This window comes from Vibrio sp. 10N.222.46.A1 (assembly GCF_041473595.1).
GTDB classification, from domain to species: domain Bacteria; phylum Pseudomonadota; class Gammaproteobacteria; order Enterobacterales; family Vibrionaceae; genus Vibrio; species Vibrio tasmaniensis_A.
This window is the reverse complement of record NZ_JBFRSN010000182.1, coordinates 1-219: the sequence shown is the minus strand read 5'-3', so window position 1 is coordinate 219 and position 219 is coordinate 1. Positions and strand designations below refer to the sequence as shown.

The 219-nt window shown below is 58.9% G+C and carries 1 protein-coding gene; it reads right to left on the bottom strand.

Annotated elements, in window-relative coordinates:
• Positions 1 to 219 (bottom strand): hypothetical protein (locus AB4496_RS06190; protein WP_372130698.1); only part of this gene is annotated, 219 nt, incomplete at both ends.

The window sequence follows — 219 nt, the reverse complement described above, 5'->3', positions numbered from 1 at the left end:
GTCGGTTTGACCCGCCGGTAAGCTCACTTGGAAGCTGCCGTCGTTCGCAACCGCCACGTCTTTCAGCTCAGTGCCGTCACCTAAGATGATGGTCACTTGGGTGCCCGTGAAGTCGACGTTCTTATCCGCTGTGCCGCTGTTCAGCGTCAGGTCAACCGTGGTCGCCGTTTTGCTTTCGTTGCTCAGCGTCACTTTGATGTCCGCGACCGCACCTTCCGC